A 22,577-nucleotide genomic window follows, 5' to 3' on the forward strand; every position below is an offset into this window, starting at 1 on the left:
TGATAGCTCAGCGTAGGCTAAATCACCGCACTTGTTGCAAGTGTCCGTAAAGTTTGGCGTACAGGCCACCGTCGGCAATCAACTGCTGATGGTCGCCATCTTCGGCAATATGCCCGCCATCAAACACCAGTACCCGATCCGCCTGTTTCACCGCCGACAGCCTGTGGGCGATGATCAAGGTGGTCCGGCCACTGAGAAACCGCGCCAGCGCCTGATGCAGGTTGTATTCGGTCGCCGCATCCAGGGCCGAGGTGGCTTCGTCGAGTATGACCACTTTCGGCTCCGCCAGTACCATCCGCGCAATGGCCAGGCGCTGGCGCTGCCCACCGGAAAAACGCACGCCGGAGCGCCCGACCACGCTGTCCAGGCCCAGCGGCAGTGCCTTGACGGTCGCATCCAGCTGGGCAATTTCCAGCGCCTGCCAGCACGCCTGGTCACTGCGTTCGCGGCCCATGGTCAGGTTGGCGCGCACCGTATCGTTGAACAGCGCCGGGTGTTGCAGCACCACGGAGACATTCTCGCGAATAGTCTCCAGGCCGATTTCCTGCTGGGTCAAACCACCGAAACGGATACTGCCGGCCTGGGGCGTATACAGCCCCAGCAACAGTTGCACCAGGGTACTTTTGCCGCCGCCGCTGGCGCCGACAATCGCGACTTTTTCACCCGGGGCAATGTTCAGGTTCAGTTGGTCGAGCACCAACTCTTCGCCATAACCGAAGTTCAGGCCGCGCACCTCGATGCCGACGGTCTCACGCCCGGTAAACGGATCGGCACCGCCGGCGTATTGCGGTTCGTCGGCGCGGGCCAGCAGTTCGTTGATCCGCGTCAGCGCCCCGCCCGCCGCGTAGTAGGCGTATTGCAGGTTCAGCAGTTGCTCCACCGGGCTGATCATGAACCACAGGTAACTGAACACCGCGAGCATCTGGCCGATGGACAGGTCGGAAAACAGCACCGTGAGCATCGCCGCCGCACGGAAGATGTCGATGCCGAACTGGAACAGCAAGCCACTGGCGCGGCTGGAGGCGTCGCTTTTCCACTGGGAATTGATCGCAAAGTCCCGCACTTCCTGGGCGCGCTGGCCCAGGCGCCCGAGGAAAAAGCCCTGGCGGTTGCCGGCGCGCACTTCCTGGATCGCATCGAGGGTTTCGGTGAGGGCCTGGGTAAACCGCGAGGTGCTGTCGTTTTCCAGTTTCTTCAGGTGCTTGACCCGCTTGCCCAACTGCACCGTGAAGTAAATCACCAGCGGGTTGAACAGCAGGATCAACAGCGCCAGCTTCCAGTGCATCCACATCAGGATGCCGGAGGTGCCCACCAGGGTCAGCATCGCCACCAGGAACCGGCTGAGGGTCTCGCCGACGAATTTGTCTACCGTGTCCAGGTCGGTGACCAGGTGCGTGGTCACCGTGCCGCTGCCCAGGCTTTCATATTCACTGAGGGAAATACGCTTGAGGCGCTCGATCAGCCGCACCCGAATCCGATAGACGATGTCCTTGGCCAGCCGCGCAAACAACCGCGCCTGCAACACGTTGAACACCAGGGCACCGCAACGCAGGAGCAAGGTCACCAGCAGCATCAGGCCGATATAACCGGCAGCCTTCTGCCAACCCAGGGGCAGCGCGTGGTTCATGACTTTCAGCGCCGCGTCGCCATGGCCCAGCAGCACTTCGTCCACCAGCAACGGCAACAGCAACGGAATCGGCACGCTGCACAGGGTCGCCAGCACGGCAACGCCGTTGGCGATCCACAGGGATTTTTTGTGACGCAGGGCCAGGCGGCGGACTTCCGCCCAGGTCAGCCGGTCGACGCGCTTGGGTTGTTCAACGGGATCGGGCTGATCATGCACAGGCAGCTCGCTCCAGCCAGCGACTCAACAGCGGCGCCAATTCGGACAGCGGCTGATAGCCGTTGGTGAGTAACGCCAGTTGCCCGTTGCGCTCGGCCAGCAAGGTCGGAAAGCCGGCGATGCCCAGATCCTGGACCCAGGTGAAATCCGCCGCGGTGGCCGCATGCTGATCGGCCCGGTCGAAGGCTTCGGCGAACTCGATACGCGGCACGCCGGCCGTCTCGGCCAGCTCCACCAGCACATCGGCGCGGGTCACGTCGCGACCCTCGACGTAAAATGCGTGCTGGATCAGGCCCAGCAGTTTCCACGCGCAATCCGGCGCCAGGCTGCGGGCGGTGACCACGGCACGGCAAGCCGGCTCGGTGTCGTAGACAAACCCTTCAGGCAACGCACCTTCGACCTTGAACGGCTGGCCGGTGGCGTCGGTGACGGCCTGCCAATGCTCGAGAATGTAGCGCCGGGTGGTCGGCTCCAGCGCCGCACCACTGCCGGTGCGCAAGCCGCCCACCACCAGGTGCAGTTCCACGCCTGCAGCCTGGGCCTGCTCAACCAGCGCCTTGGCCACCGGGGCAAAACCCCAGCACCAGGAGCACATCGGATCCATTACATAGAGCAGGCGCGCGGACATGGCTCAGGCCTCGGAGGATGGAGATTGCTTGTAGTTGTAGCCAATCGGGTGCGGCATATTGCGGGCCTTGGCCAGTTCAATCTGCTTCTGGCGGTCGATCGCGCTGCGACGGGTCTTCTCTGAAAGCTTATCCCAGCAATGCGGGCAACTGATGCCAGCCACGTAGTGTTCGGATGCACGGTCTTCTACGCTGACCGGTGTGCGGCAGGCATGACATTGATCGTAGTCGCCTTCGCTCAGGTCGTGGCGCACGGTGACGCGATTGTCGAACACAAAGCAGTCGCCTTGCCACTTGGTTTCTTCCTGCGGCACCTCTTCGAGGTACTTCAGGATGCCGCCCTTGAGGTGATACACCTCGTCGAAACCCTCGCTGAGCATATAGCTCGAAGCTTTTTCGCAACGAATGCCGCCGGTGCAGAACATGGCGACTTTCTTGTGTTTGGCCGGGTCGAAGTTGGCTTTGATGTAGTCGGGAAATTCGCGGAAGCTGGTGGTCTTCGGGTCGATCGCGCGTTCAAAGGTGCCGATGGACACTTCGTAGTCGTTGCGGGTATCGATCAGCAGCACTTCAGGGTCGCTGATCAGCGCATTCCAGTCCTGCGGGTTAACGTAGGTGCCGACTTTCTTGTTGGGGTCGACGCCTTCGACGCCCAGGGTCACGATCTCTTTCTTGAGCTTGACCTTGGTGCGGTAAAACGGCTGCTCATCGCAGTACGACTCTTTGTGGTCGATGTCGTCCATGCGCGGGTCGTTCTTGAGCCAGGCCATCAGGCCATCAATGCCTTCGCGGCTGCCGGAAACGGTGCCGTTGATGCCTTCTTCGGCGATCAGCAAGGTGCCTTTGATGCCGTTGTCGACCATTGCCTGCAACAGTGGCTCGCGCAGGGCGACGTAATCTTCGAGGGTGACGAACTTATACAGTGCCGCCACGACAATCGGTTGAGTCATGGGTGTTCTCTCCAGGTGGCTACCCTCGTAAAGGGTGAACCGGATGCAAAAAAAACGCGCCGACTAAGCGGCGCGTTGCGGATTCTAACAAAAATGGCGACGATTATGGACCGCCTCTTTTTTACTGTGGCGAGGGAGCTTGCTCCCGCTGGGCTGCGAAGCGGCCCCAACAAGGCAGTTGCAACCTTTCAGAAAGATCGCGGTGATTGGCGCAAGGGCTGCTGCGCAGCCCGGCGGGAGCAAGCTCCCTCACCACATCAAGCCAATGTGCCACAGTGTCAGTGACCGCCGGCGCAGGTCGGCGAGGCCGGGGCTGCGTCGATTTTCGCCCATTCTTCGGGCGTGTAGGTATGCAGCGCCAACGCATGGAATTCGCTCATCAGGTCACCCAGGGTGGCGTAGACCTTCTGGTGGCGCTTGACGCGATTGAGCCCCTCGAACTGCTGGCTGACCAGCACGGCCTTGAAGTGGGTCTGCAACCCACGGCTGTGCATATGGCTTTCATCCAGCACGCTCAAGTGTTCCGGGCTCAGGGCGACGAGTGCCGATTCGATACGCTGTTGCATGGTCATTCCTGTTTACTTCTTCTTGGCCGGGGCTGGGGCTTTTGGCGTCAGCTCGTTGGTCATGTCTTCCAGCAGCTTGTTCACCACAGGTACCGCGCTTTCCAGCTTGGCCTGGGTCATCTGGGCCGATTGCTGGGTCAGCTGAGGCATTTTCTCCAGGACTTTCTTGCCCAGTGGCGACTGGTAGAACGCAACCAGGTCCTTGAGCTCGGATTCGCTGAAGTTGTCGGTGTAGAGCTTGATCATGTCCGGCTTGAGCTTGTTCCAGCCGATGGCCTGGTCCAGGGCGGTGTTGGCCTTGGCCTGGTAGGTGTCCAGGACGGTTTGCTTGGAAGCCGGCGCCTTGGTCTGTTCGAAACGCTGGGCGAACATTTGCTGCACTTGCATGTACACCGGGGTACCCAGCTTGTCGGCATGGGCCAGGGTAAGGAAGGCTTCGGCACTGGCGTTGTGGCTGGCGGTATCGGCAAAAACCTGGCCGCTGGCACATACCAGAGCAACCGCGGTACAGATGGCACGAAGACGAGTCATCGAGTTTCCTTTTCTAGCAGGCGAGGTAAGACCCCAAGGGCGCCCATTCTGCGCCTAAAAAACGCCGCGGCTCAACCCCACGCCTTATGGGGCCTGGTTTTGCGGGGCTTAATCCGATGAAAAGTCTTTTAAGGGAACCCCCAGGGACGATCAAGGCCTAAACTGCGCAAACGAACCTGAAGGAGTGTGCCCGATGAGCCGTATCGAAACCGACAGCCTGGGAGAAGTGCAAGTCCCGGATGACGCTTACTGGGGTGCGCAGACCCAACGCTCGCTGGTGAACTTCGCCATCGGCGACCAACGCATGCCCCTGGCCGTGTTGCACGCCCTGGCCCTGATCAAGAAGGCCGCGGCCCGGGTCAACGACCGCAATGGCGACCTCCCCGCCGACATCGCCCGGCTGATCGAACAAGCCGCCGATGAAGTGCTCGCAGGCCAGCACGACGACCAGTTCCCGCTGGTTGTGTGGCAGACCGGCAGCGGCACCCAGAGCAACATGAACGCCAACGAAGTGATCGCCGGCCGCGCCAACGAGCTGTCGGGCAAGGCCCGTGGCGGCAAGACCCCGGTGCACCCCAACGATCACGTAAACCGCTCCCAAAGCTCCAACGACTGCTTCCCCACGGCCATGAGCATCGCCGCCGTGCAGGCCGTCACCGAGAAGCTGTTGCCGGCGATCCGCGAACTGTCCGGCGGCCTGGCGGAACTCTCGGCGCGGCACATGAAGCTGGTGAAGACCGGCCGTACCCACATGATGGACGCCACGCCGATCACCTTCGGCCAGGAAGTGTCGGCCTTTATAGCGCAACTGGATTACGCCGAACGCGCCATCCGCAGCGCCCTGCCCGCCGTGTGTGAACTGGCCCAGGGCGGTACCGCGGTGGGCACCGGGCTCAATTCACCCCACGGTTTTGGCGAGGCGATTGCCTCGGAGCTGGCGGCGCTGTCGGGCCTGCCGTTTGTCACCGCACCGAACAAATTCGCCGCGCTGTCCGGCCATGAGCCGCTGACTACCCTGCACGGCGCGCTGAAAACCCTCGCCGTGGCCCTGATGAAAATCGCCAACGACCTGCGCCTGCTGGGCTCCGGGCCGCGTGCCGGGCTGGCGGAAGTCAAGCTGCCGGCAAATGAACCCGGCAGTTCGATCATGCCCGGCAAGGTCAACCCGACCCAGTGCGAAGCGCTGTCGATGCTGGCCTGCCAGGTGCTGGGCAACGACGTGACCATCGGCTTCGCGGCGAGCCAGGGGCATTTGCAGTTGAACGTGTACAAGCCGGTGATCATCCACAACCTGCTGGAGTCGATCCGACTGCTGGCCGATGGTTGCAGCAACTTCCAGGAGCACTGCATAGCCGGGCTGGAACCGGACGCCGAGCAAATGGCTGCGCACCTTGAGCGCGGCCTGATGCTGGTGACCGCGCTGAACCCACACATCGGCTACGACAAGTCGGCCGAGATTGCGAAGAAGGCCTATGCCGAAGGGCTGACCCTACGGGAAGCGGCGCTCAAGCTGGGTTACCTCACCGATGAAGAGTTCGACCAGTGGGTGCGTCCGGAAAACATGCTGGAAGCCGGTCATTGAGACGCTAACCGTGCACGCCGGGCCCTGAGCCCGGCGAACAACGACGGCGCCAGCGCCACCGTCGCAGACCCCAACACCACCAACACGGCCCCGCCGTAGCCGAGGGCATTGATGTCTTCGGCGTGCACGTAGTCGGGCCACATCCAGGCAGCTATGGCTACCGCGACGAAGGTCACCAGTGGCGTCAACGCCAGGGTGGCGCTGACCCGCGAGGCTTCCCAGTGGGCCAGGGCTTCGGCGAATGCGCCGTAGGCAACCAGGGTGTTGAAGCAGCAGGCGACCAACAGCCAGCCTTGTACCGGGCTCAGTTGCAGCGCTTCCAACGGGTGCGCCCAGGGTGTCAGCAAGAGCGCGCAGGACAGGTAGATCACCATCATCACCTGCACCGAATTCCACACAGTCAGCAACTGCTTCTGCCCCAGGGCGTAGAAAGTCCAGACCGTGGTGGCGAGCAGGATCGTCAGTACGCCGGCGGTGTAGGCGCCCAGGGAGGTCAGCAGTTCGGTCAGGCGCTGGTTGAAGAACAGGCCGAAACCGGTGATCAATATGAGCAGGCCCACTCCCTGGCCCAGGCTGAAGCGCTCCTTGAACACGAAGACACTGGCGATCATCAGGAAGATCGGGCCCACCTGCACCACCAGTTGCGCGGTGCCGGGGCTCAGCAGCTTCAGGCCCACCAGGTAGAGCACGTAGTTGCCCATCAGGCCGCACACGGCGATTGCCACCAGCCAGCCGCCTTTGGGGCCGAGAGCGCGCCAATTGGGCAAACGCCGGACCGCGGTGAGGTAGACGAACAGGCAACTGCCGGAGACCACCAGGCGAAACCAGGTGACGGTGACCGGGTCCATCACCTGCAATACCTGTTTGAGTTTGATCGGCAGAATGCCCCAGAGCAGCGCGGTCAGCAGGGCCAGGGATAAACCGTAGACCCAGCGGCCGGAAGAGATGTGCATGAGTGCCCCAAATGCCAGAGGTGGAGGAGCTGCATTCTAGGGGGATGCCGGGGGTGGGTGTATATCCGTTTTTTCGGGTGTTGCTGAAATGGGTTCCGCCCTTACGGCGGCTCACTTTTGAACAGCGCAAAAGTAAGCAAAACGCTCTTGCCCCACCACTCGGCACCTCGCTAAGGCTCGGTGTGCCCGAACGCAGGCAGCGTGGTTTAACGGGGCGCCTAAGATCAAGATCAAAAGCAGATCAAGTGCACAGCGGCCTACAGGCCGGCTTGAGTGTGGTGAAGCAAAGGCAACATCAAAATCTAAAGCGACCACGGTCCACTGTAGGAGCTGGCTTGCCTGCGATGGCATCAACTGGATGTATCTGATGCACCGAGTCGCCTGCATCGCCGGCAAGCCAGCTCCTACAGAAAAGCAGCTTTTGCCTTTGCTTCACCACACTCAGGTCGGCTTTCAGGCCGCCGTGCTTTTGATTTTGATCTGACTGCCCCATTCAGCCCGGAGTGAGGGAACGCCGAGCCTAGGCGAGGCGCCGACAGGCGGGGCAGAGCCCTTTGCTTACTTTGGGCTGGGCCGGCATTCCGGCTTTTCCAAAGTGAGTCGCTGTAAGAGCGAAACCATAGGTGGCCGTTACCGAAGAAACGGATATGCCCCCCTCAAAAACTACCGCACCGCCTCAAACAACCCAGTAGCCCCCATCCCACCGCCAACGCACATCGTGACAATCCCATAACGCAAATTCCGCCGCTGCAACTCACGCACCAGATGCCCCACCTGCCGCGAGCCAGTCATCCCAAAAGGGTGCCCGATGGAAATCGACCCACCATTAACGTTGTACCTGGCATTATCAATTTCCAGCCGATTACGCGCATACAGGCACTGCGAAGCAAACGCCTCATTCAACTCCCACAAATCAATATCCGCCACCTCCAGCCCCCGAGCCTTGAGCAGCTTGGGCACCGAAAACACCGGCCCAATCCCCATCTCATCCGGCTCACACCCGGCCACCGTAAACCCGCGAAAAAACGCCTTCGGCTTAAGCCCCAACTCCAGCGCCTTCTCCAAACTCATCACCAGCGTCATCGAAGCCCCATCGGACAACTGCGACGAATTCCCCGCCGTCACCGACCCATCCTCGGCAAACACCGGCTTCAACCCCGCAAGGCTGGCCAGAGTGGTATCCGGACGATTGCAATCATCCCGATCCACCACCCCGTCCAGCACCTGAACCGCCCCGGTGTTCTTGTCCTCAACCTTGTACTTCACCACCATCGGCACGATTTCATCGTCAAACAACCCGTCCGCCTGAGCCTGGGCCGTACGCTGCTGGCTTTGCAGCGCATACAGATCCTGCTCTTCACGGCTGACGTGATACCGCCGCGCGACAATCTCCGCCGTCTGCCCCATGGGAAAGTAGATACCCGGCACCTGCTCCTTGAGCAACGGGTTGATCAGATTGTCGGTGTTCACACTCTTCATGGTCAGGCTGATCGACTCAACCCCGCCAGCAACGATGATGTCACTGCAACCGGAAGCAATCTGGTTGGCCGCAATGGCGATCGCCTGCAAGCCCGAGGAACAGAAACGGTTGAGGGTCATGCCCGCCGTACCGGTGCCCAGTTGCGACAGCACCGCCACGTTGCGCCCGATGTTGTAGCCCTGGGCACCTTCGTTGGAGCCGGCGCCGACGATGCAGTCCTCGACCGTGGCCGGGTCGATGCCGTTGCGGGTCAGCAGCGCGTTGACGCAATGGGCAGCCATGTCATCAGGACGGGTCTGGTTGAACTTGCCGCGAAAGGACTTGGCCAGGCCGGTTCGCACGCTGTCGACGATCACTACTTCACGCATGGGCCACCTCGATTGTTGTGGTTGTTGAGAGATGGACCGAGCATAGATCCAGCCCTCTTCAACCGCGACAATCATTCATCCCGCGTATGCAAAAGCATGGCGTTACTTCTTCTTGTCCTTCTTGTCGTGCTTGTCCGACTTGTCGAAGGCCTCTTCCAGCGCCAGGTTGATGGTGCGCAGTACCTTCACCCGGGCCCAGCGCTTGTCATTGGCTTCCACCAGCGTCCAAGGCGCAATCTCGGTGCTGGTGCGATCCACCATGTCACCCACCGCCGCCCGGTAGTCGTCCCACTTTTCGCGGTTGCGCCAGTCGTCTTCGGTGATCTTGAAGCGCTTGAACGGGATTTCTTCGCGGGCCTGGAACCGCTCCAGCTGCGTCTGCTTGTCGATCGCCAGCCAGAACTTGACCACGATCACCCCGGCGTCCCGCAGTTGCTCTTCAAAGTCGTTGATTTCGCCGTAGGCGCGCATCCAGTCCGTGGGCGTGCAGAAGCCCTCGATGCGTTCCACCAGCACCCGGCCGTACCAGGAGCGGTCGAACACGGTGAACATGCCCCGCGACGGGATTTTCTGCCAGAACCGCCACAGGTAAGGCTGGGCGCGCTCGTCTTCGCTGGGCGCGGCAATCGGCACGATGTGGTACTGCCGGGGGTCGAGGGCCGCCGCCACACGCCGGATCGCCCCGCCCTTGCCTGCCGCGTCGTTGCCTTCAAATACCGTCACCAGGGCGTGCTTGCGCATGCGCTTGTCGCGCATCAGCCCGGAAAACCGCGCCTGCTCGGTGATCAGCTGTTCTTCATAATCGTCCTTATCCAGGCTCAGGCTCATGTCCAGGCTGTTGAGCAAACTCATCTGGTCAACCGCCGACGGCAGCGGTGCCGGGTTCATCCCGCTGGCTTTGCCCTTGGGCAGTTTCAAGGCGTTTTGCAGGCCTTCGAGCAGGATCTTGCCCACGGTCAGCCCACGGTAATGCGCATCCACGCCCTCGATCACAAACCACGGCGCATAGTCACGGCTGGTGCGACGCAGGATCCGCTCACCGAAATGCACAAACTTGTCGTAGGTCTTGGACTGCTGCCAGTCCAGCGGGCTGATGCGCCAGCTGTGCAGCGGGTCGTCCTGCAGGGCCTTGAGCCGGGATTTCATTTGCTTCTTGGAGAGGTGAAACCAGAACTTGAAGATCAGCGCGCCTTCGTCGCAGAGCATCTTTTCCAGGCGCTCGGCGCCGGCGATGGCCTGGTCCAGCCGCGCATCCTTGATCTCGCCATGGACACGGCCCTGCAACATCTGGCTGTACCAGTTGCCGAAAAAGATGCCCATGCGGCCCTTCGCCGGAAGCTGGCGCCAGTAGCGCCAGGCCGGCGGGCGGGCGAGTTCTTCGTCGGTCTGCTGGTCGAAGGTGCGCACCTCGATCAGGCGCGGGTCCATCCATTCATTCAACAACTTGACGGTTTCGCCCTTGCCGGCGCCTTCGATGCCGTTGATCAGGATGATCACCGGGAAGCGCTTTTGCTGCTGCAGTTCGTACTGCACTTCCAGCAAGGCTTCGCGCAAGGCGGGCACTTCGGCGTCGTAGGTTTCTTTGTCGATGGCGTGACCAATTTCGGCAGATTCGAACATGGGCGGCTCCGTTTCAGAATGAGGCAAGACTAGCGGATTGGACGGCGCTGCGCCGGAGGAAATTCCACGCCCGGTTGTCATGGATCAATGACACCCCGGTTGATCGGCTAGAATGGCCGCCTTGTCTTTACCGAGCCGCCCATGAACCCCGTATCCCACGCCCAGCTCGACTGGGATGACCAAGGCCGCCCGCACTCGCGGGTGTTCGACGACGTGTACTTCTCCGACCAGTCGGGCCTTGAAGAAACCCGCTATGTGTTCCTCCAGCAAAACCGTTTGCAGGAGCGCTTTGCCGCTTTGCCGGCGGGCGGGCGGCTGGTGATCGGTGAAACCGGCTTCGGTACCGGCTTGAATTTCCTGTGTGCCTGGCAGCTGTTTGAACAACACGCCGTACCGGACGCACGCCTGCATTTTGTCAGCGTGGAAAAGTACCCGCTGAGCCACGCCGACCTGCAACGCGCCCTCGCCCTCTGGCCGGAACTGGCACCCTTCGCCGAGCAGTTGCTGGCGCAATACGTCGCGATCCATCAGGGCTTCCAGCGGCTGATCCTGGATAACGGCCGCGTCACCCTGACCCTGTTGATCGGCGACGCCCTGGAACAATTGCCGCAACTGGACGCACAGATTGATGCCTGGTTCCTCGACGGTTTTGCCCCGGCGAAAAACCCGGACATGTGGACCGCCGAGCTGTTTGCCGAACTGGCGCGGCTGGCGGCGCCGGGTTCGACCATCAGCACCTTCACCAGCACCGGCTGGGTGCGGCGGCTGATCAACGCGGCCGGGTTCAAGATGAAACGCACCCCGGGCATTGGCCATAAGTGGGAAATCCTGCGGGGCGAGTTTCTGGGCTGGCCCGCCGAGGCACCGCCCTCCCTCGCCGCCAAACCGTGGTTCGCCCGCCCGCCGGCCATCAGCGGTGAGCGTCGTGCACTGGTGATCGGCGGCGGCCTGGCCGGTTGCGCGAGTGCCGCCAGCCTGGCGGCGCGCGGCTGGCACGTGAGCCTGCTGGAGCGTCACGACGGCCTGGCCCGGGAAGCCTCCGGCAACCCACAGGGCGTGCTGTACCTCAAGCTGTCGGCCCATGGCACGGCGTTGTCGCAACTGATTGTGAGTGGGTTCGGCCACACCAGACGCCTGCTGGAACACCTGCAACGCGGCACGGACTGGGACGGCTGCGGCGTCCTGCAACTGGCCTTCAATGCCAAGGAAGCCGAGCGTCAGGCGCAACTGGCCCAGGCCTTCGCGCCGGACTTGCTGCACCGGCTGGATCAGCCACAGGCGCAGGCCCGCGCAGGTGTTTCCCTGGATCACGGCGGGCTGTTTTTCCCCGAAGGCGGCTGGGTGCATCCGCCTGCGCTGTGCCAGTGGCAGGCCGGGCAACCGGGGATTGAAGTGCTGACCCACCATGAGGTGCTGGAACTGCGCAAGGTCGACGGCCAGTGGCAGGCCTGGGACGGCGAGCGTCTGCTGGCCGGCGCGGCGGTGGTGGTGCTGGCCGGGGCCGCCGAGATCAAGCGCTTTGCGCCGAGCGCAGGTTTGCCGCTCAAACGCATTCGCGGGCAAATCACCGAGCTGGCCGAAACACCGGCCAGCTCGGCCCTGAACACGGTGGTCTGCGCCGAGGGCTACGTGGCCCCGGCTCGCCTGGGCCAACACACCCTGGGGGCGAGCTTCGATTTCAACAGCCTCGACCTCACGCCCAGCGCCGCCGACCACGCGGGCAACCTGGCACTGCTGGAGGAAATATCCCCTGACCTACGCCAGCGCCTGCACGCCGACGCCCTCGAACCCGAACAGCTTCAGGGCCGCGCCGCCTTCCGCTGCACCAGCCCCGACTACCTGCCCATCGTCGGCCCGCTGGCAGACCCGCACCTGTTTGCCCAGGCCTACGCCGTACTGGGCAAGGACGCGCGCCAGGTGCCGGACGCGCCCTGCCCCTGGCTCGACGGTTTATACGTCAACAGCGGCCATGGCTCCCGCGGACTGATTACCGCGCCATTGTCCGGGGAACTGCTCGCCGCCTGGCTGGAAAACGAGCCGCTGCCGCTGCCCCGCAGCGTGGCAGAGGCCTGTCATCCGAACCGGTTTGCGCTGCGCACGTTGATTCGCGGCAAGGGTTAAAGCGGGCACTGCAGCTTCAGCGGTTTATCGGCATCCTCCAGCGCCGTGCGGGTCAGGCGTTCTACCAGTTGATCGCGGGCTTGCTGATGGTCGGCCTGCAGTTTGAGCGTTTGTTCCAGGTAGGTGGTGCTGGCAAGGTCCAGCGCATTGTATTGGGTATCGTAAACCCGGCTGACGTTGGTGAACTCGGCCGCGAATTGATGCTTGAGGTACTCCAGCCAAAACCCCTGGCGCGCCAGAAAGCGTGACAGGTCAGAACTCATTTCCCGTGTGGTGACCTGGGCAATCGCCTCCGTAAGGTCCTCCTGGCTCACGCCACCAACGTCACGGTAAGTGATGCTTTCCGGCTGCCCCGGCAAGTCCAGGGTCTTGGCCAACCCGCTGCGATACACCAGGCGCACCGCCAACTGATCGGCAATGTTTTTGCGCCGGCTGAACACGTCGGAAATGCTGTCCACCTGCTCAAGGCGAAACAGCCCGCGCCCCAGTTTGAGCAGTATCGCGACACTGGGCTTGGTCACCCCGGCCTCTTTCATGGCCTTGTCGAGCATCACCGTCACCTCCATTTCACTGAAACTGTAGGCTGCCGCATCCACGCAGTTGGGTTCACCCTTGGCCAGGTTGAATAACAGCTCGCGCAGTTCGCTGTTCTCGATGGCGGCGTCCATCACGTGCCACACCCGGCGAACCAGGTCATGGCGCACCTGCTTGTATTGCGGGGTATCGACCATCTGCCGCAGCACGGCGAAAAAATCCCCGGACCGCCAGTCGTCCTTGAGCAACTCCCACTTGGCCTGGCGTGCGAGATAGGTATCGGCGGTCTCCCCTTCAAGCCAGGCCTGGCGGGAACGCAGTTCACTGAGCATGGGGATGTCGTCGTCCTGCAAGCCCATGCCCACGCCGGTACGGCGCCGGTATTCATCCAGGTCCATACGGCTCTGGACCGAGATCGGATTGAGCCGCAGGTTGATTCTTTCCGTGACGGCGACCGGTGCCGTGAACAATTCGGGGGGCAACTCGACAATGTTGTTTTCCCGCAAATTAGCGTCTTCCAGGTGCAGGCGTGTGAGCAATCCTTCGGGCAGCTCCCTCGCTCGGGTGTCACGCAGGTTCAGCGAGCGCAATTGATCCATTTGCTTGACCGAGGGCGTTTCACCCAACGGGTTGCTGCTCAAATCCAGGCCGCGCAGCCCGTTCATGGCTTGTAGTTTCCGGGTGGTCTCATGGGTCAGATTAATCCGGTTTTGCGCCAGACTCAGCACCTCAAGGGACGGCATGTGGGACAGCACTTCCGGCAGCCAGGTGAGCTGGTTATTGTCCAGCTTCAGCGAATGCAGGCCCTTGAACGCCTTGAGGAAATACGCCACATCGTTGTCCAGCGCCATGTTTTTCAAGGACAGGCGCTGTATATGGCCAAACTCGATGTCGGGGGGCAACGCCGGCAGTTTGCCGACCCGCATATTGTCCAGGCTCAGGCCATACACCGAGGCGCGGCGAGCATCCGGCAAACGGGTCTGGTGGCGCCAGGCACCGCGCAAACGGTCCGCGACTTGCTGGCGACTATGACGATAGTCATCCAGGCGCCCCGGGAGTTTGCGCATCTCATCATCCTGTTGGACCCACGCCTTGAGCACCGCCTCCAGCCTGGCCAACTGCTGCTCGCGCTGGCGCACCATGGTGGCCCGTGACGCATCATCCGCCCCCAGGCCCTCGATCATTTGGCGGGCCTCACGCTCGCTGAAGAACGGATACAGGGTCATGACTTTGCGCACCATCACGCGCGGTACACGTGTCGGGGTCGGGAGCGGCGGCGGGTCGATAACCTGGCAGGCGGCGATTGACGAGACCGGCTCGGCAGGCACCTTGCCGCGGGCCGCCAGTGCCTGGTCGAGCAACTGATACCGCAACCGCTGGGCATCCGATAAGCCGCTGCCGCCAATGTCCAGGGCCGTGCGCATGCTGACAGGCAGCGCCTGTAACGTTGCTCGATAGAACCCTTGCGGGCCACTGAAGGATTCGCCCAACGCCCGCCCGTCGCGCTCGAAGGCCGCGTATTGCTCAGCGTCCTTGACCACCGTGCGGCTCTGCGTGGCAATCGCAGCACCGACCTCTTCCAGCACATTCCCGCTGATCGACCCCTCGCGAAGTTGCAACTGCAACCCCGACGGCCATTCCGGCAATTGCTGCAAAAGACGCAAGGAAAAACCATGGGCCCGGGCATCCGCCAGTTCCGGCAAATGGAAACTGGCCATCAACCGCTCACGCTGGATCTGTGCCGTGGCCTCACGGGCCGCCTGGGCCAACGCCAACGGCACTCGGCGTTCGTTGCGCAGGTGAACCCGGTCGACGCTGCTGGCGTTGGCAATCAGTTCCCCGGCGATTTTCGCGGGCAGGCCCGGTACCTCCTCGATCAGCCGGGCCTGCTCCGGTCCCAGAGCCCGGTCGTAAGCGGCGTAGAGCCGTCGGTGCAAGGGCTTGCAGTCGATCTTCAAGGTGTATGCCAGTCGCCGCGCCAACGCTTCCCCCGCAGTTTCGCCGGTCATGGCAGGCGTTTCCCCCATCAGCACGTCAAGTTCGCGCTGGTACAAGCCGTCGGCCACGCCCAGCAGGACTTCGCCTTCCTCCAGTTGATCGTGGGTGATGGCCACGCTCAATTCATTGTCGATACGCGCGTCAGCCGGGAACGTTGCCGTGACGTGGCCCTCGGCATCCAGCACCTCAAGGTAGCGTCCACGGGGCCATCCCGGCATCAACGGCACGGCCTCCAGTTGCAAGTCCAGACTTTCGCGCGTGAACGGCTGGCGTTTTTCCAGGCGCCAGATCAAGTCATTGATTTTTTGGTCCAGGGCAAACCATTGGATGTTGTCCTGAAAACTGGCCGGCAGTTTGAGGTTTTCCTGGCCCCACTGCTGAACCTGGGACAACTGAACATCACTGGCTTGGCGTACCTGTTCCAGGCGCCCATCGGCAAGGTCGGTGAGGCTCGGGTCCAGGCGGCGCAAGCCATAGAGGCTGCTGTTCCAGGCCTGCTGCGGGCGCTCATGGAAAGAGCGCCAGCCGCCGGCCCCGTTATGCACCACCGGTGGCGAGTAAGCCTGCAGGCGGCTGGGATGACGGATACACCATTGCCCCTTTAACGGGTCAAAACGTACCGCGTAGGCGAGGCCATCAATGCTGATCAACTGCTGGCCCGCCTGCCGGAAAAATCCCTGGGCATCCGGCTCTTTAACGGCGACAGGCTGCGCGTAAGGCTTGAGGCTGGGGCGCCATAAGCGGGGCTGGCCGTCGGTGTTTTCGATCGCCTCGACGTCATCGAATGCTGCGACGTGATCCCGCGCAGCACGGCGTACCGCGCCGACAATTTTGCCCCCGGCCGCAAACGCGGCCATGGACGCCACGCCCTCCAGCACCGCGCGCAAATGCGAGAGTGCGCTGCTGCGGTCATGATGGCGCCAGTCCTGTACCCCTTCGTAGATCTCACCGAGCATCTGCCCCATCGCCACGCCCATCATCAGTTGACCGATAACCGGCACAAAAAAACCGGCGAGATTGAGCAGGTCCAATCCGAGGGATTCATAGTATTGCCAGCGCTGGTCGCGCACCGCCTGATCAAAATCCGCCGTGGGCACCGCCAGTACCCGGCTGTCTTTTTGCAGCTTGCCGACCATGCTGTTGAAAAAAAACTGAAACAACCCGCTATTGATCGCCAGGGGTTTGATCAACCCCAAGGATTTATGGGTGGTAAACCCGCTGAAAAAGTCTTTGCGTGAAGCTTCGTCGAGATACCGCACAAAAAAATCCGCATAGCTTTTCACGTGCAGCTTCAACCTCAGGTAGAGCTGGAACTCGGCAAACGTCGGGTATTCGAAAATCGGGCGATGCGGCTCCCCCGGCATATAGACGATACAGCGGGTTTCGGGGTGTTCATCAATCGCCGCGAGGCTGAACACCACTACGCCCCACAGGCAGCAATCATGCACACTCAGGCCCTGACACAGCAGCGGTTGGTCATCGAGCGTCAGGCCGGCAATGGTTGACTGGGTGAGGTTCGGCCCTTGGCGAGTAACATCCAATAACAGCTTGAACACTGGCTCGCCGATGTCGCCGCGCAGGTACGCCAGGTAGACGTCCACCGCCATGTCATAGACTTTCATCTGCTTTATTTCACTGGCATCAGGGTTGTGCAGCCTCTCGTCAGCCAGCGGCAGCGCCTGATTCACCGCCGCCCGCAAGTGCAGTTGGTAACGTTGCCCGAGGTCCAGCTCGCGACACAAGGTGGCGAATGCCGGGACGCTGATTTCAGGCACCAAAGCGCCAGTGTCACTGCGATGCACGTCGCTGTCCCGAGGGAACCGCCCGCCCTGTGCCTCCTCCTCGGAAAAATTCTGCATCGCCGCCTGCAGCAGCGTGCGGGTTTCGACCACCACCTTCGGCTGGTGCAGGCTCAGAGGCGAAGGCGCCGGGTCGATCCAGACCCAAGGGAGGTGCAGATAATCGTGCTTGACGTCCAGGGTCACCCCAAACCGGCTTTTCAGGCCACGGGTCAGTTCGTCGGCGCAAAACGTATCCAGGCTTTTGATTCGTTGCAGGACGGCCTGGACCCTGGGTTCGTGAAGCCCCGCCAACTCATGAACCTTCTCCAGTTGCTCCAGCAATTCAGGCTTGGCCTTGAGCAGCCAGGGCGCAATGCGTTGTTGCAGTACATCGGCTTTGTCCAGGTCGCCCGTCAGCTCCAGCAGCGTGGCCGAGAGTTGGTCCTGGGTGAGTTGAACGGAGGCGGAAGTGGCGTCCGGCATCGGCAATGTCCTTTTGGCTCGAAATGAAGTGCGCACCATAACCAGCACTCGCCGCCGCAATCCCATAAGTATGTGACGCCGCTCCCGGATAGCTTGCTTATAACCGATCGGTCTAAAACTCCACGGATTCACCCGTGTCAGTTTCCAGGTACCCGCCGTTTTGGCGCGATTGTTTTTACCCCTCCCCAACGGAAAAACCGGTAAGGAATCTATGTGCGGATTAGCTGGCGAGTTACGCTTTGATCACCAACCTGCCGACCTGGCAGCCGTGGAACGAATCACCCATCACCTCGCCCCCCGAGGCCCCGACGCGTGGGGCTTCCATGCCCAAGGGCCGATTGCCCTGGGCCATCGTCGCCTGAAAATCATGGACCTGTCGGACGGCTCCGCCCAACCGATGGTCGACGCCCAATTGGGGCTGTCCCTGGCGTTCAATGGCGCGATCTACAACTTCCCCGAACTGCGCCAGGAGCTTGAAGCGCTGGGCTATGCCTTCTATTCCGGTGGCGACACCGAAGTGCTGCTCAAGGGCTACCACGCCTGGGGCGAGGCGTTGCTGCCCAAGCTCAACGGCATGTTCGCGTTTGCCATCTGGGAGCGTGATGCCCAACGCCTGTTTATCGCCCGTGACCGCCTCGGCGTGAAGCCGCTGTACCTGTCGCGCACCGGCCAGCGCCTGCGTTTTGCCTCCAGCCTGCCGGCGTTGCTCAAGGGCGGCGATATCAACCCGATCCTTGATCCGGTGGCCCTCAATCACTACCTGAATTTCCACGCCGTGGTACCTGCCCCGCGCACCCTGCTGGCGGGCATCGAGAAGCTGCCACCGGCCACCTGGATGCGCATCGACGCCAGCGGCACCGTCGAGCAGAAAACCTGGTGGACGCTGCCCTACGGCCCCCACGCCGATGAAGCCAACCTGACCCTGGAAGACTGGACCGACCGCGTGCTCGACAGCACCCGCGAAGCCGTGGCGATTCGTCAACGAGCGGCGGTGGATGTGGGCGTGCTGCTCTCGGGCGGTGTCGATTCGAGCATGTTGGTGGGCCTGTTGCGCGAAGTGGGCGTGCAGGATCTGTCGACGTTCTCCATCGGTTTTGAAGACGCCGGTGGCGAGCGCGGCGACGAGTTCCAGTACTCGGACCTGATCGCCAAGCACTACGGCACCCGACACCACCAATTGCGCATCGCCGAAAGCGAAATCATCGAGCAACTGCCGGCGGCCTTTCGTGCCATGAGCGAGCCGATGGTCAGCCATGACTGCATCGCGTTCTACCTGCTGTCCCGGGAAGTGGCCAAGCATTGCAAGGTGGTGCAGAGCGGCCAGGGCGCCGATGAACTGTTCGCCGGTTACCACTGGTACCCGCAGGTGGACGGCGCGAGCGACCCGTATGCCGCTTACCGCGATGCATTTTTCGACCGCAGCTACGACGACTATGCCGCCACTGTCACGCCCAAATGGCTGACCGCCAATGACGCAGCCGGTGACTTCGTGCGCGAACATTTCGCCCAGCCTGGCGCCGATGCCGCGGTGGACAAGGCCCTGCGCCTGGACAGCACCGTGATGCTGGTGGACGACCCGGTCAAGCGCGTCGACAACATGACCATGGCCTGGGGCCTGGAAGCGCGCACGCCGTTTCTCGACTATCGCCTGGTGGAACTGTCGGCCCGGGTGCCGGGTAAATTCAAGCTGCCCGACGGCGGCAAGCAGGTGCTCAAGGAAGCCGCACGCCGGGTGATCCCCAGCGAAGTCATCGACCGCAAGAAAGGCTACTTCCCGGTGCCCGGGCTCAAGCATTTGCAAGGCGACACCTTGAACTGGGTGCGCGACCTGCTGCTGGACCCGAGCCAGGATCGCGGCCTGTTCAACCCGGCGATGCTCGACCGCCTGCTCACCGATCCCCAAGGCCAATTGACCCCGTTGCGCGGCTCCAAGCTGTGGCAACTGGCGGCGCTGAACCTGTGGCTCAGCGAACAAGGAATCTGATTCATGAAACCTCATGCCACGGCTTACAGCCAACGCTTGCTGCGGGGCCAGGCGCCCTCTTACGAGCGCCTGCAAGCCCGCCTCGCCGAAGACGGCAGCGCGCTGGACACCACGCCGATTGCCGTGCATTGCGGCTGGGGCCGGCTGTTGATCGGCCACACCTTCCCGGACCCGGCAAGCCTGGCCCTGGAGTTGCTCAACGAGCAGCCCGGCGAGCGCGACATCGCCCTCTACGTCGCGGCGCCGCAGCAGATCCTGGGGATTGATCCGCAGCAGTTGTTTCTCGACCCGTCCGACACCTTGCGCCTGTGGTTCACCGACTATCGCCCGGCGACCCGGGTGTTTCGCGGGTTCCGGATTCGCCGGGTGCAAAGCGAGGCGGACTGGCAAGCAGTGAACCAGCTGTACCAGGGGCGCGGCATGTTGCCGGTGGACCCGGCGTTGCTGACCCCGCGTCACCAGGGCGGCCCGGTGTATTGGCTGGCGGAAGACGAAGACAGCGGCGCGGTGATCGGCAGCGTGATGGGCCTCAATCATCAGAAAGCCTTCCACGACCCGGAGAACGGTTGCAGCCTCTGGTGCCTGGCGGTGGACCCGCAATGCACCCGCCCCGGCGTGGGTGAAGTGCTGGTGCGCCACTTGATCGAGCACTTCATGAGCCGTGGCCTGAGCTACCTCGACCTGTCGGTGCTGCATGACAACCGCCAGGCGAAGAGTCTCTACGCCAAGCTCGGATTTCGCGCACTGACCACCTTCGCTATCAAGCGCAAAAACGGCATCAACCAGCCGCTGTTTCTCGGCCCCGGCCCGCAGGCGGAGTTCAATCCTTATGCGCGGATCATCGTCGAGGAAGCGCATCGGCGCGGGATTGATGTGCAGGTGGACGATGCCGATGCCGGCCTGTTCACCCTGAGCCACGGTGGCCGCCGCGTGCGCTGCCGCGAGTCGTTGAGCGACCTGACCAGCGCCATCAGCATGACCTTGTGCCAGGACAAGAGCCTGACCCACAAGGTTCTCAAGGCCGCCGGCTTGAACCTGCCGCAGCAACAGCTGGCCGGCAGTGCCGACGACAACCTGGAGTTTCTCGACGAGCACCAGCGCATCGTCATCAAGCCGCTGGATGGCGAGCAAGGCCAGGGCGTGGCGGTGGATTTACAGACGATCGAGGACGTGCAAAAAGCAATCGAGGCCGCACGCCAGTTCGACTCGCGCGTGCTGTTGGAAAGCTTCCACGAAGGCCTCGATTTGCGGATCCTGGTGATCGGTTTTGAAGTGGTCGCCGCCGCCATTCGCCGCCCGGCAGAAGTCACCGGTGATGGCCAGCACTCCATTGGCGCGTTGATCGAAGCCCAGAGCCGTCGACGCCAGGCCGCCACCGACGGCGAAAGCAAAATCCCCCTGGACCACGAGACCCAACGCACCCTGCACGCCGCCGGCTACGACTACAGCAGCATCCTGCCCCGTGGCGAACGCCTGGCCGTGCGGCGCACCGCCAACCTGCACACCGGCGGTTGCCTGGAAGACGTCACTGCCATCCTCCATCCGACCCTGGTGGACGCCGCCGTGCGCGCCGCCCGCGCCCTGGACATTCCCATGGTGGGCCTGGACCTGATGGTGCCGGCCGCCGACCAACCGGACTACGTGTTTATCGAAGCCAACGAACGGGCCGGGCTGGCCAACCATGAACCGCAGCCGACGGCTGAAAAGTTTGTGGATCTGTTGTTTCCCCATAGCCAACCGACGGCTTGAGAAAGGTGTTGCCTTGACTGGCGCTTTCGCGGGCAAGCCCGCTCCCACCTGTGGAATGCATTCCCCTGTGGGAGCCGGGCTTGCCCGCGATGGGGTCGGAACAGTCGATGATTCTCTAGCCAATCGCCCACTCATCGAAACCATCGATGCCCTCAACTCATCAGGAGTTTCCATGACCCGAACCATCCCCGAACCGGATCTCGCTTACCTGCAAAAAGTGCTGCTGGAAATGCTCGCCATTCCCAGCCCCACCGGGTTTACCGACACCATCGTGCGCTACGTTGCCGAGCGCCTCGAAGAGCTGGGCATTCCGTTTGAAATGACCCGGCGCGGCACCATTCGCGCCACCCTCAAGGGCCAGAAAAACAGCCCCGACCGCGCCGTCTCCGCGCACCTGGACACCATCGGTGCCGCCGTGCGGGCGATCAAGGACAACGGCCGCCTGACCCTGGCGCCGGTAGGCTGCTGGTCCAGCCGGTTTGCCGAAGGCAGCCGCGTCAGCCTGTTTACCGATAACGGTGTGATCCGTGGCAGCGTGCTGCCGCTGATGGCCTCCGGGCACGCATTCAATACTGCCGTGGACGAGATGCCCATCAGCTGGGACCACATCGAACTGCGCCTGGACGCCTACTGCGCCACCCGTGCCGATTGCGATTCCCTGGGGATCAGCGTGGGGGACTTCGTCGCCTTCGACCCGCTGCCGGAGTTCACCGAAAGCGGCCATATCAGCGCCCGCCACTTGGACGATAAAGCCGGGGTCGCCGCCCTGCTGGCGGCGCTCAAGGCCATCGTCGACAGCGGCGAACCGTTGCTGATCGACTGCCACCCGCTGTTCACCATCACCGAAGAAACCGGCAGTGGCGCAGCGGCGGCCTTGCCGTGGGATGTGAGTGAGTTCGTCGGCATCGACATCGCGCCGGTGGCCCACGAGCAGCATTCCAGCGAACACGCGGTGAGCGTGGCGATGCAGGATTCCGGCGGGCCCTATGACTATCACCTGTCACGCCACCTGCTGCGCCTGGCGGCGGAGAACGAGTTGCCGGTGCGCCGCGACCTGTTTCGCTATTACTTCAGCGACGCGCATTCGGCGGTGACCGCCGGCCACGACATTCGTACCGCGCTGCTGGCGTTTGGTTGCGATGCCACCCACGGCTACGAGCGCACCCACATCGACAGCCTGGCCGCGCTGAGCCGCCTGCTGGGGGCCTACATCCTCAGCCCGCCGGTGTTCGCCAGCGATGCCCAGCCGGCCAAAGGCTCACTGGACCGGTTCAGCCACCAGATCGAACACGACACACAGATGGAGAGCGATACCCGCGTGCCGTCGGTGGACAGCCTGGTGGGCCAGAAAACCTGAGACTGGCAACTGGGATCCCGGCGCAGTAGCATCGCCGGGATTCCTTAGCTG

14 protein-coding genes are annotated in these 22,577 nt (G+C 62.6%); 5 read left to right on the forward strand and 9 right to left on the reverse strand.

Annotated features, from left to right (window positions below; translation table 11 throughout):
- Positions 1–22: 22 nt before the first annotated feature.
- The 5 genes from V3W39_RS02615 to V3W39_RS02635 form a co-directional block, all read right to left on the reverse strand.
- Positions 23–1,843 carry an ABC transporter ATP-binding protein gene (locus V3W39_RS02615; RefSeq protein WP_177078423.1) on the reverse strand — a complete coding sequence of 607 codons (1,821 nt, stop codon included), beginning with the start codon at positions 1,841–1,843 and terminating at the stop codon, positions 23–25.
- A complete protein-coding gene (locus tag V3W39_RS02620) occupies positions 1,836–2,471 on the reverse strand; it encodes a DsbA family protein (protein WP_177046235.1) in 636 nt (211 codons plus the stop codon). Before V3W39_RS02620 ends, V3W39_RS02615 begins: the two co-directional genes overlap by 8 nt.
- A 3-nt stretch (positions 2,472–2,474) precedes the next feature.
- The gene (trhO, locus tag V3W39_RS02625; protein WP_330212164.1) at positions 2,475–3,419 is read right to left on the reverse strand and encodes an oxygen-dependent tRNA uridine(34) hydroxylase TrhO; all 945 of its coding nucleotides are present in this window, start codon (positions 3,417–3,419) and stop codon (positions 2,475–2,477) included.
- 278 nt (positions 3,420–3,697) lie between these two features.
- Positions 3,698–3,991: a BolA family protein gene (locus V3W39_RS02630; RefSeq protein WP_003216739.1), complete on the reverse strand. Its 294-nt coding sequence runs from the start codon at positions 3,989–3,991 to the stop codon at positions 3,698–3,700.
- Between the two features lie 6 nt (positions 3,992–3,997).
- Positions 3,998–4,516 carry a DUF2059 domain-containing protein gene (locus V3W39_RS02635; RefSeq protein WP_003216742.1) on the reverse strand — a complete coding sequence of 173 codons (519 nt, stop codon included), beginning with the start codon at positions 4,514–4,516 and terminating at the stop codon, positions 3,998–4,000.
- A 193-nt stretch (positions 4,517–4,709) separates the two neighbouring features.
- On the opposite strand from V3W39_RS02635, the gene V3W39_RS02640 reads away from it, so the two are divergent.
- Positions 4,710–6,098, forward strand: coding sequence for a class II fumarate hydratase (locus V3W39_RS02640; protein WP_330212165.1), 1,389 nt, complete (start codon positions 4,710–4,712; stop codon positions 6,096–6,098).
- On the opposite strand, the gene V3W39_RS02645 is transcribed toward V3W39_RS02640, so the two are convergent.
- The 3 genes from V3W39_RS02645 to pap all read right to left on the reverse strand — a co-directional run bounded on the left by V3W39_RS02645 (position 6,092) and on the right by pap (position 10,519).
- A complete protein-coding gene (locus tag V3W39_RS02645; RefSeq protein ID WP_177121058.1) occupies positions 6,092–7,051 on the reverse strand; it encodes a DMT family transporter in 960 nt (319 codons plus the stop codon). The two genes, V3W39_RS02640 and V3W39_RS02645, sit on opposite strands and share 7 nt — an antisense overlap.
- A gap of 663 nt (positions 7,052–7,714) precedes the next feature.
- Positions 7,715–8,899, reverse strand: coding sequence for a thiolase family protein (locus V3W39_RS02650; RefSeq protein WP_259197476.1), 1,185 nt, complete (start codon positions 8,897–8,899; stop codon positions 7,715–7,717).
- A gap of 102 nt (positions 8,900–9,001) precedes the next feature.
- Positions 9,002–10,519, reverse strand: a complete 1,518-nt coding sequence (gene pap, locus V3W39_RS02655) for a polyphosphate:AMP phosphotransferase (RefSeq protein WP_177046243.1) — start codon at positions 10,517–10,519, stop codon at positions 9,002–9,004.
- A 141-nt stretch (positions 10,520–10,660) separates the two neighbouring features.
- Between pap and mnmC the strand changes: the two genes are divergently transcribed.
- Positions 10,661–12,640 carry a bifunctional tRNA (5-methylaminomethyl-2-thiouridine)(34)-methyltransferase MnmD/FAD-dependent 5-carboxymethylaminomethyl-2-thiouridine(34) oxidoreductase MnmC gene (mnmC, locus tag V3W39_RS02660; protein ID WP_259197475.1) on the forward strand — a complete coding sequence of 660 codons (1,980 nt, stop codon included), beginning with the start codon at positions 10,661–10,663 and terminating at the stop codon, positions 12,638–12,640.
- Here mnmC and V3W39_RS02665 read toward each other — a convergent pair.
- Entirely contained in the window at positions 12,637–17,436 is a 4,800-nt protein-coding gene (locus V3W39_RS02665; protein ID WP_330212166.1) for an NEL-type E3 ubiquitin ligase domain-containing protein, read from the reverse strand. The two genes, mnmC and V3W39_RS02665, sit on opposite strands and share 4 nt — an antisense overlap.
- 211 nt (positions 17,437–17,647) lie before the next feature.
- On the opposite strand from V3W39_RS02665, the gene V3W39_RS02670 reads away from it, so the two are divergent.
- The 3 genes from V3W39_RS02670 (at position 17,648) to V3W39_RS02680 (ending at position 22,526) form a co-directional block, all read left to right on the forward strand.
- Positions 17,648–19,420, forward strand: coding sequence for an N-acetylglutaminylglutamine amidotransferase (locus tag V3W39_RS02670; RefSeq protein WP_330212167.1), 1,773 nt, complete (start codon positions 17,648–17,650; stop codon positions 19,418–19,420).
- A 3-nt stretch (positions 19,421–19,423) separates the two neighbouring features.
- Positions 19,424–21,169 carry an N-acetylglutaminylglutamine synthetase gene (gene ngg, locus V3W39_RS02675; RefSeq protein ID WP_330212168.1) on the forward strand — a complete coding sequence of 582 codons (1,746 nt, stop codon included), beginning with the start codon at positions 19,424–19,426 and terminating at the stop codon, positions 21,167–21,169.
- Between the two features lie 172 nt (positions 21,170–21,341).
- Positions 21,342–22,526: an osmoprotectant NAGGN system M42 family peptidase gene (locus V3W39_RS02680; protein WP_330212169.1), complete on the forward strand. Its 1,185-nt coding sequence runs from the start codon at positions 21,342–21,344 to the stop codon at positions 22,524–22,526.
- Positions 22,527–22,577 lie beyond the last annotated feature (51 nt).

It is taken from the genome of Pseudomonas sp. Z18(2022), from assembly GCF_036346535.1.
Taxonomy (GTDB): domain Bacteria; phylum Pseudomonadota; class Gammaproteobacteria; order Pseudomonadales; family Pseudomonadaceae; genus Aquipseudomonas; species Aquipseudomonas yamanorum_A.